The organism is Pseudomonas avellanae BPIC 631 (genome assembly GCF_000444135.1).
GTDB lineage: Bacteria > Pseudomonadota > Gammaproteobacteria > Pseudomonadales > Pseudomonadaceae > Aquipseudomonas > Aquipseudomonas avellanae.
In genome coordinates, this window is sequence record NZ_ATDK01000402.1 from 1 (window position 1) to 9,299 (window position 9,299).

Annotated in this window: 8 protein-coding genes; 2 read left to right on the top strand and 6 right to left on the bottom strand. The window is 59.5% G+C overall.

The genetic code is table 11. The annotated features are described in order from the left end of the window. Nucleotides 1-142 precede the first annotated feature (142 nt). From DW49_RS0123065 to dibA, 6 genes are all read right to left on the bottom strand, one after another. Nucleotides 143-1,123 (bottom strand): sulfate/molybdate ABC transporter ATP-binding protein, encoded by a 981-nt coding sequence (locus DW49_RS0123065; protein ID WP_003380252.1) that lies wholly within the window; start codon nt 1,121-1,123, stop codon nt 143-145. A 2-nt stretch (nt 1,124-1,125) separates the two neighbouring features. Beyond that, nucleotides 1,126-1,998, bottom strand: coding sequence for a sulfate ABC transporter permease subunit CysW (gene cysW / locus DW49_RS0123070; protein ID WP_005613765.1), 873 nt, complete (start codon nt 1,996-1,998; stop codon nt 1,126-1,128). A gap of 13 nt (nt 1,999-2,011) precedes the next feature. Continuing rightward, nucleotides 2,012-2,833, bottom strand: coding sequence for a sulfate ABC transporter permease subunit CysT (cysT, locus tag DW49_RS0123075; protein ID WP_003380254.1), 822 nt, complete (start codon nt 2,831-2,833; stop codon nt 2,012-2,014). 94 nt (nt 2,834-2,927) lie between these two features. After that, a complete protein-coding gene (locus DW49_RS0123080) occupies nt 2,928-3,944 on the bottom strand; it encodes a sulfate ABC transporter substrate-binding protein (protein ID WP_005613764.1) in 1,017 nt (338 codons plus the stop codon). Nucleotides 3,945-4,089: 145 nt separating this feature from the next. Next, a complete protein-coding gene (oscA, locus tag DW49_RS0123085; protein WP_002551397.1) occupies nt 4,090-4,272 on the bottom strand; it encodes a sulfur starvation response protein OscA in 183 nt (60 codons plus the stop codon). 190 nt (nt 4,273-4,462) lie between these two features. Beyond that, nucleotides 4,463-6,394 (bottom strand): phosphodiesterase DibA, encoded by a 1,932-nt coding sequence (dibA, locus tag DW49_RS0123090; RefSeq protein ID WP_024421001.1) that lies wholly within the window; start codon nt 6,392-6,394, stop codon nt 4,463-4,465. 156 nt (nt 6,395-6,550) lie between these two features. On the opposite strand from dibA, the gene desA reads away from it, so the two are divergent. Next, nucleotides 6,551-7,735 (top strand): delta-9 fatty acid desaturase DesA, encoded by a 1,185-nt coding sequence (gene desA, locus DW49_RS0123095; RefSeq protein WP_005613760.1) that lies wholly within the window; start codon nt 6,551-6,553, stop codon nt 7,733-7,735. Between the two features lie 133 nt (nt 7,736-7,868). Further along, nucleotides 7,869-8,867, top strand: coding sequence for a GGDEF domain-containing protein (locus DW49_RS0123100; protein ID WP_003380261.1), 999 nt, complete (start codon nt 7,869-7,871; stop codon nt 8,865-8,867). The last annotated feature ends 432 nt before the right edge of the window (nt 8,868-9,299 follow it).

Below are 9,299 nucleotides of genomic sequence, written 5' to 3' on the forward strand. Positions count from 1 at the left end.
CGTTACATCCGCTGAAGATGTATCGCCCGGAATGGAGCTTTCGTGGACAAGTCCACTCCCACGGCCTTAGGCCAGAATCAAAAGCGGATTTGTGCACAACGATGAGCGCTGGAGCATCGCTCCAGCGCGTGCACCCAGCCCCTCAAAGCTTCTGCCACACCTTCGGCTTGAAGAACAGTGTCTCGCCCTTGGCCAGGCCCACCAGGCTGTCGTGGTCTTTCACCACTTCGGCCTCGATCAGTTCGTTCTGCCCTTCCACCTTCAGCGTCACCCGTGTGGTCGCGCCCAGCGGGCGGATGTCGCGGACTTCGGCGGCGTGGTGGTCTTCGATTTCCTGGCGTGACAACGAGACTTCGTGCGGCCGGAACAGCACATGGCCTTCGTCACCCAGGCTCAGGCGGTTGGAGTCACCCAGGAAGTGGTAGACGAAATCGTTGGACGGGTTCTCGTACACCTCGCCCGGCGAGCCGATCTGTTCGATCACGCCCTTGTTCATGACCACGATGCGGTCGGCCACTTCCATGGCCTCTTCCTGATCATGGGTCACGAACACCGAGGTCAGGTTGATGTCTTCGTGCAAGCGCGCCAGCCAGCGACGCAGCTCCTTGCGGACCTTGGCGTCCAGCGCGCCGAACGGCTCGTCCAGCAACAGCACTTTCGGCTCGACCGCCAGCGCACGGGCCAGGGCGATCCGCTGACGCTGGCCACCGGACAACTGCTCCGGGTATCGATCAGCCAGCCAGTCCAGTTGCACCATGTTCAGCAACTCGTGGACTTTCTCCGCAATGCGCGTTTCGTTCGGGCGCTCGCTCTTGGGCTTCATGCGCAGGCCGAAGGCGACGTTGTCGAACACGGTCATGTGGCGGAACAGCGCATAGTGCTGGAACACGAACCCGACGTTGCGATCACGCACGTCATGGCCGGAAACGTCTTCACCGTGGAACACGATGCTGCCGTCATCCGGAGTTTCCAGACCGGCAATAATGCGCAACAAAGTAGTCTTGCCGCAGCCTGACGGGCCCAGCAAAGCGACCAGCTCGCCACTCTGGATGTCCAGACTGATGTTGTTCAGGGCCTTGAAGGCGTTGAAATTCTTGCTGACGTTACGGACTTCGATCGACATGATTATTCCTCCGCCGCGTTATGGCGCAGACGGTTAATGCGTGATTCGCTCCACTGCTTGAGCAGCAGGATGAACAGCGCCAGGATCAGCAACAGGCTCGCCACGGCAAAGGCTGCGACGTGGTTGTACTCGTTGTAGAGAATTTCGACATGCAGCGGCAGGGTGTTGGTAACGCCGCGAATGTGCCCGGAGACCACCGACACGGCACCAAACTCGCCCATCGCCCGCGCAGTACACAACACCACGCCGTAGATCAGGCCCCATTTGATGTTCGGCACCGTAACGTGCCAGAACATCTGCCAGCCGTTGGCACCCAACAGCCGTGCGGCCTCTTCTTCCTGCGTGCCCTGCTCCTGCATCAGCGGGATCAGCTCACGCGCCACGAACGGCACGGTGACAAAGATGGTCGCCAGTACGATGCCCGGCAGGGCAAACACGATCTGGATGTCGTGGTCCTGCAACCAAGGCCCGAACAGGCCCTGCGCACCAAACATCAACACGTAGACCAGACCTGCGATAACCGGCGATACCGAGAACGGCAGGTCGATCAGCGTGACCAGAATGCTCTTGCCACGGAACGAGTATTTGCTCACGCACCACGCCGCGCTGACGCCGAACACCACATTGAGCGGCACCGAAATCAGCACCGCAATCACCGTCAGCTTGAGGGCCGACAAGGCATCCGGTTCAAGGATGGCGGTAAAAAATGCACCCAGACCGTTTTTCAGCCCCTGCGACACCACGATAAACAGCGGCAAGCCGAGAAACAGCACGAAGACCAGCCAGCACAGGCCGATCAGAATACGCCGCGACACCGCGCTGCCACAACGGGCGGCGTTGGCGGAGGCGGCGGCTGAAACAGATGAATAAGACATGTTCTGCGCCTCCTCAGGATGGGGTTTCGATACGCCGCTGCAGCAAATTGATCAGCAGCAGCAGAATGAAGGAAACCACCAGCATCATCACGCCGATAGCGGTCGCGCCGGTGTAATCGTACTGGTCGAGCTTGACCATGATCAGCAGCGGCAGAATCTCGGTTTTCATCGGCATGTTGCCGGCTATGAAAATCACCGAACCGTACTCGCCCACGCCTCTGGCAAACGCCAGGGCGAAGCCGGTCAGCCAGGCCGGCAGCAAGGCCGGAACGAGGATGTGGCGGAACACCTGCAGCGGACGCGCGCCCAGACAGGCGGCGGCCTCTTCGACTTCTCGCGGGATATCGGCCAGCACAGGCTGCACGGTACGCACCACAAACGGCAGCGTGACAAACGTCAGCGCCAGCGTGATACCCAACGGGGTGTAGGCGATCTTGAAGCCTAGATCAGCGGCGAACTGCCCGACCCAGCCATTGGGTGCGTACAGCGCTGTCAGGGCGATACCGGCCACGGCGGTCGGCAGGGCGAACGGCAAATCGATCATTGCATCGATGATCTTGCGGCCGGGGAAGGTGTAGCGCACCAGCACCCAGGCCAGCAGCGTACCGATCACGCCGTTGATCAGGGCCGCGTAGAACGCGGTGCCGAAACTCAGTTTGAGTGCCGCAATCACGCGAGGCGCCGTGATGATGGTCCAGAACTGATCCCAGGTAAGCTGCGCGGCATGTATGAACATGGCGGCCAGCGGTATTAGCACAATCAGACTGAGGTACACCAAGGTGTAGCCCAGCGTCAGCCCGAAGCCGGGAATGACGGGGGAGATACGACGCGACATAAAAGTCCCTGGTTTCACTTGCACGAAGCCCGGACGTTAATCCGGGCTGCTTGACCAAACCTGTGATGCCGCTCGCGCGGCATCGTCATTCGGTTTATTGCGCTTGGTAAATCTGGTCGAACACGCCGCCATCATTGAAAAACTTCGGCTGCGCAGTCTTCCAGCCGCCAAAGTCTTTGTCGATAGTCACCAGGTCAAGTTTCGGGAATTGCTTCTCGTATTTGGCAGCGACTTCGGTATTGCGTGGACGATAGTAATTTTTTGCAGCAATTTCCTGACCTTCCTTGCTGTACAGGTGCTTGAGGTACTCGGTCGCGATCTCGGTGTTGCCCTTCTTCTCGGCGTTCTTGTCGACCATCGCAACCGGAGGTTCGGCAAGGATCGACAGCGAAGGTACGACAATATCGAACTTGTCCTTGCCTTTGCCGCCGTCTTCGTTCAGCGCCAGGAATGCTTCGTTTTCCCAGGCCAGCAACACGTCACCCTGACCGTTGTTGACGAAGGTGATGGTCGAGCCGCGAGCGCCGGTGTCCAGAATCGGCACGTGCTTGAACAGCGTCTGCACGTATTCCTTGGCTTTGGCTTCATCGCCGCCACCCGCCTTCAGGCCGTAGGCCCAGGCCGCCAGGAAGTTCCAGCGCGCACCGCCGGATGTTTTCGGGTTGGGGGTAATCACAGAAACGTCTTTCTTGATCAGGTCGCCCCAGTCCTTGATACCTTTGGGGTTGCCCTTGCGCACCAGAAACACGATGGTCGAGGTGTACGGCGTGCTGGCGTCCGGCAGGCGGGTCTGCCAGTTTTCAGGCAGGGTTTTGCCGAGCTTGGCGATTTCGTCAATATCACCGGCCAGCGCCAGGGTCACTACGTCGGCACGCAGACCGTCGATCACGCCACGCGCCTGCTTGCCCGAACCGCCGTGAGACTGGTTAATCTTCACGTTGTCGTCTGGATGGGATTTTTTCCAGAAGTTGACGAATTCTGCGTTGTAATCCTGATACAGCTCGCGTGTCGGATCGTAAGACACGTTGAGCAGTTCGTAATCCTTGGCAACAGCCGAACCTGCGAAAACAGCACTGGCGAGAGCGGCCAGAGCAAAACGGCGAATGGACATAGATGAAGCTCCTGGAATGCAGTGTGTTGGCTGTTTTGATTTCTTCTTCGCGCGTCAGAGCGGCATCCGCACCGACGCGCTGCTTTTTTTCAGGGTTGTATCAGGAGTCAGGATGAAGCCTCCGGTGGACCAGTCGGGTGCCGTTTCAGCTCTGCTTGGCGGCGGGGTTCTGCAAACGAAACTTTTCCTTGCGCTCGATTTGCACCACCTGCGCGTTGTGCACAGTGATTTCGACGGCGCCAAAACGCAGGTCACGTAACGCACTCTGAATCTCACGCAGAATTGCTGCTTCGTCCTGACCGTCAACACTACGTAGAGATGCGCTCATTATCTTTTTCCTTGAAATGTGAGTTGCCGGCCTTCGCGACTGGGGGCGATGGCGTATGGCGGTAGGGCAATAATAGTGACGCGCGGATATTCTTAAAAAGACTATTTAGGAATGCAGATATAACCAAAAGACATTTAGCAAGTCGGTGCCTCGCCAGGATGCGTTGCCCCCCCCGGCAAGCCTGATCTTTTCAGGACGCGCCGGGGTCAAAAACAGGCGCGTGAGACCAGTCGATCAGGTGCGCAGCCATCGGCCGTGCAAACCAGTAGCCTTGCCCCAACTGACAGCCGTTCTCCAGCAGAAAGGCAGCCTGGCTGGCCTGTTCGATGCCTTCCGCCAGCACGCGCATGCCCAGGCTGGCGCCCAGTGCGATGACGGCTCGGACAATCGCGCTATCGTCGCCATCACCCGGCAGCCCGGCCACAAACCCCTGGTCGATCTTCAACTTCTGCACCGGCATGCGCTTGAGCCGCAACAGTGAAGAGTAACCGGTGCCGAAGTCATCGATGGCCAGGCTCAGGCCCAGCTCACGCAGCCGGTGCAGTTGTTCAATCGCCTGTTCGGGGTCTTCCATGACTGCGCTTTCCGTCACTTCCAGCTCCAGAAAGGCCGGATCAAGCCCGGTATCGTGCAGCACCTGCGCAACCTGACGGTCGAGATCGCCGCGACTGAACAGACGGCTGGACACATTGACTGCGACGAATGCAATCGACACGCCCTCGGTCAGCCAGGCGCGCATCTGCCGACAGGCGGCGTTCAGCACCCAGGCATCAATGTCGGCGATCAGGCCGTTCTGTTCGGCGATGGGAATGAATTCGCCCGGCGAAACCATTCCGCGCGTAGGGTGCTGCCAGCGCACCAGCGCTTCGACGCCGCAGACAGAACGGGTGATGAGGTCGTGGACCGGCTGGTAGAAAACCCGCAACTCGCCCTGTTCGATGGCCTGACGCAGCTCGCCGGCCAGTTGCACGCGCTGCTGGGCGTGGGCGGTCAGTTCCTCTGTGTATAGCGCATAACAGTCGCGCCCCTCACTTTTGGCCTTGAACAGCGCCGAATCGGCATTGCGCAACAACTGCTCGGCGCTCAGCGCATCGCCGGGATACAGGCTGATGCCAATGCTGGCAGTGACAAACAGCTGATGCGCGGCGATAGCAAACGGTGCCTTCAATACCTCGATGACCTGTTGCGCCAACGCAGCGGCCTGGACCATTTGCGGACAGTTTTTGACCAGCAGCGCAAACTCGTCGCCACCCAGCCGCGCCACCGTCATTTCGTTATCAGACAGCCCCTTGAGCCGCTCGGCCACGGCCCTGAGCAGATCGTCGCCAACGTTGTGGCCGAGGCTATCGTTGATATTCTTGAAATGATCCAGATCAACCAGTAACAAGCCGCAACCACGCTTGCTGAACCGCGCGGACGTCAGCGCCTGACTGATGCGATCCGTCAGCAGCAGGCGATTGGGCAAATCGGTCAGCCCGTCGTAATGGACCAGTTGCGCCAGCTCATGCTCGGAGCGTTTGATGGCCGTGATGTCGGAGAACACCGCCACAAAATGTCGCGGCTGGCCGTCGTCGCCACTGACGCTGCGAATGGTCTGCCACTGCGGGTAAATCTCGCCGCTCTTGCGCCGGTTCCAGATTTCGCCGCTCCACTGGCCCACGCTGAGCAGCGAGTGGTACATCTGCCGGTAGAACTCCGGGCCGTGGCGACCGGATTTGAACGTGCTGGGGTTGAAACCCAGCACTTCCTCGGCTTGATACCCGGTGATGTCCACAAATGCACGATTGACGTGAACGATCCGCCCTTGCGCATCGCTGACCAGCACGCCTTCACGAGTGCTGTCGAACACCGCCTCGGCCAGCCGCAGCCGGTCGTAATCGTCCTGCTGGCGCTCGAAATGCGCCTCGCCACCGATGATTTTCCTCAATCTGTCACGCGCAACGAATATCGTCACCGCGCTGAGCAGCACCCAGGCGTAACCGGTCATCTGATGGCAGACCGCCAATCGAGCCGGTTCTTCGATGAAAAGGGGCAGCAGGAGGTCGCACGCCATGAACCACAAAATGGACAGCAGCCCATACAGGACGGCCGTTCGCAGCGCGCCGCGGGAGTAATCTGACATCAGAAACGAAAAACCTTATGAAAAGGCAGGATTATAGAGCAAGAAACATTCTGCGACTCTTATCTGAAAGGGTGACTGGTTTTCTGTGTGATGTCAGTGATAATGCCCGTCGTAACTTTTTTCTTCACACGTAACTTTTCGAGGGCCAAACAGCCTATGTTGTACAACGGTTTGCTCGACCTTTCAGTCTGGCAGGTAATAGCAGTCACGCTGGCGATGACCCACGTGACCATCGTCGGGGTCACGGTCTATCTGCACCGCTACTCGGCCCACCGCTCGCTTGAACTCAATGCGGGGCTGAAACACTTCTTCCGCTTCTGGCTGTGGCTGACCACGGCGCAGAACACCCGCGAGTGGACCGCCATCCACCGCAAACACCACGCAAAATGCGAAACCGTCGACGACCCGCACAGCCCGGTCGTCAAGGGCCTGTCCACCGTACTGCGCAAAGGCGCCGAGCTGTATCGCGAAGAAGCCCAGAACCAGGACACCCTGCGTATCTACGGCAAGAACTGCCCGGAAGACTGGATCGAGCGCAATCTGTACTCGCGTTACAAAATGCTGGGTATCGTCCTGATGGCAGTCATCGACCTGGCGCTGTTCGGCGCCATCGGCATCACCGTCTGGGCCATCCAGATGATGTGGATTCCGTTCTGGGCTGCCGGTGTGGTCAACGGTCTGGGCCATGCCGTCGGCTATCGCAACTTTGAATGCCGTGATGCGGCCACCAATCTGGTGCCGTGGGGCATCGTGATCGGCGGCGAAGAGCTGCACAACAATCACCACACCTACCCCAACTCGGCAAAGCTTTCCGTCAAGCCGTGGGAATTCGACATGGGCTGGGCGTGGATCAAGCTGTTCAGTTTTCTGCGTCTGGCCAAGGTCCAGCGGGTCGCGCCTATCGCCCACCGGGTAGAAGGCAAGGGCCATATCGACATGGACACCGCCATGGCGATTCTCAATAACCGGTTCCAGATCATGGCCCAGTACCGCAAGCTGGTCATCGCGCCACTGGTTACCCAGGAACTGGCCAAGGCCGACGAGTCCGTCCGTCATCAGTTCCGCCGCGCCAAACGGCTGCTGTCGCGCGAGACCAGCCTGCTCGATGACAAGCACCACCTGCGCATCCAGACCATGCTCGAGCACAGCCACGCACTGAAAGTGATTTACGAGAAGCGCCTGGCCTTGCAGCAGATCTGGGCCAAGACCAGCAGCAACGGTCATGACATGCTTTCCGCCATGAAAGAGTGGATTCACGAGGCCGAAGCCAGTGGTATTCAGTCTCTGCGCGAGTTCGCCGATCAGCTGAAAACCTACTCGTTACGCCCCGCTCACGCCTGATACCGTTGATCGGCACGCCCCCTGTGGGCGTGCCCGTTCAGGAACTTCCCCCCGTTCATCCTATCTCATCATCTTTCCCGGGCTCTTTGGGAAGGTGTGTGGCGCTGGCCGCAATCGCTTGAGATGCACTCTTATGGAAAAGCAGTCCCCTACCGCCCTACCCGGCACGCCGATCACTGATATGCCTGCAGCCGCAGAAACCCTGTTAGCCCTGATGCACGCCCAGGCAGAAGTTGCACGCCTGAGCGAGCGCGAACAATTGTTCAGCTCGTTGCTGGTGAGTGTGAACGCAGTTTTGTGGGCGTTCGACTGGGAAACCCAGCGCATGATCTACGTCAGCCCGGCTTACGAGCACATTTTCGGTCGCTCGGCCGGGCTGCTGCTGGCTGACTACAGCGAGTGGCGCGACAGCATCTACCCCGATGACCTGAATTACGCCGAGCGTAGCTTGAGCGAAGTCATCGAGAAAGGCGCTGTCGAGGACCGCGAGTACCGCATCATTCGCGCCGACGGCGAAGTGCGCTGGCTCAGCGACAAATGCTTCGTCAGCCACCGCGCCGACGCGAGTCAGCGCCTGATTGTGGTGGGCATCGCTGAAGACATCACCGAGAAGAAGCACCTCGAAGATGAGCTGCAACGCCTGGCTACCACCGATGTCCTCACCCAAAGCAGCAACCGCCGACACTTTTTCGAGTGCGCCCAGCGCGAGTTCGAACTGGCTCGCCTCAACGGCACGCCGCTGGCCTTCCTGTTGCTGGACATCGATGACTTCAAACTGGTGAACGACACCTACGGCCATCAGGAAGGCGACACCGTGCTGCAACGCATCGCAGAAAGCGGTCGCTCGGCATTGCGGCGTGGCGATCTGTTCGGCCGCATCGGCGGCGAGGAGTTTGCAGCGGTGTTCCCTGGCTGCGCCCCGGAGATGGCCATGCAGATCGCCGAACGCCTGCAACGCGAGATCCAGCGCCAGAACTTTCAGGCAAATGGCAGCACCTTCAGCATCACCGCCAGCCAGGGCCTGACCAATCTAGGCCCGGAAGACCAAGGCCTGGAAGCCCTCTACGGCCGCGCCGATGCAGCGATGTACCAGGCCAAGCGCCAGGGCAAGAATCAGATTGTGCTGGTGTGAGTTCGCCAGGATGGCGCAATAGTAGACCGGGCGACACTTCGCTTATCCACGATCTCCCGATTTTCGTAGGAGAGGACCTGGCGACACTTCGCTCGCCCGGGATCTCTCGATTTTCGTAGGAGCGGACTTGTCCGCGAACTGCCGGGAACCGGCAGTAAAACCAGCCGCCTCGGTACACCAGACACACCCGAGGCGGCCTGTTTTGGGGCCGCTTCGCAGCCCATCGCAGCCGTCGTAACCTCCTGAAGCTCCTACGCCCTCCGGGCAGAAGCCCGATCTATGGGCGTCTCAGTACCTAAATATAACAATAGTCACCTCACTGCACTCCAACGCGTGCGGAACGATAATCCCAACTACCGAGTTATCGTGCGACGCTCCGCGTCGCATGCCGCCCTGGACGCTCTGCGTCCGATCTTGAGTCTGCGGCGCAGC

Bases quoted from the DNA above. Each gene is read 5' to 3' on its own strand.
- cysT (WP_003380254.1), bottom strand. From the start codon at position 2,833: ATGTCGCGTCGTATCTCCCCCGTCATTCCCGGCTTCGGGCTGACGCTG.
- desA (WP_005613760.1), top strand. From the start codon at position 6,551: ATGTTGTACAACGGTTTGCTCGACCTTTCAGTCTGGCAGGTAATAGCA.
- cysW (WP_005613765.1), bottom strand. From the start codon at position 1,998: ATGTCTTATTCATCTGTTTCAGCCGCCGCCTCCGCCAACGCCGCCCGT.
- oscA (WP_002551397.1), bottom strand. From the start codon at position 4,272: ATGAGCGCATCTCTACGTAGTGTTGACGGTCAGGACGAAGCAGCAATT.
- DW49_RS0123080 (WP_005613764.1), bottom strand. From the start codon at position 3,944: ATGTCCATTCGCCGTTTTGCTCTGGCCGCTCTCGCCAGTGCTGTTTTC.
- DW49_RS0123100 (WP_003380261.1), top strand. From the start codon at position 7,869: ATGGAAAAGCAGTCCCCTACCGCCCTACCCGGCACGCCGATCACTGAT.
- DW49_RS0123065 (WP_003380252.1), bottom strand. From the start codon at position 1,123: ATGTCGATCGAAGTCCGTAACGTCAGCAAGAATTTCAACGCCTTCAAG.
- dibA (WP_024421001.1), bottom strand. From the start codon at position 6,394: ATGTCAGATTACTCCCGCGGCGCGCTGCGAACGGCCGTCCTGTATGGG.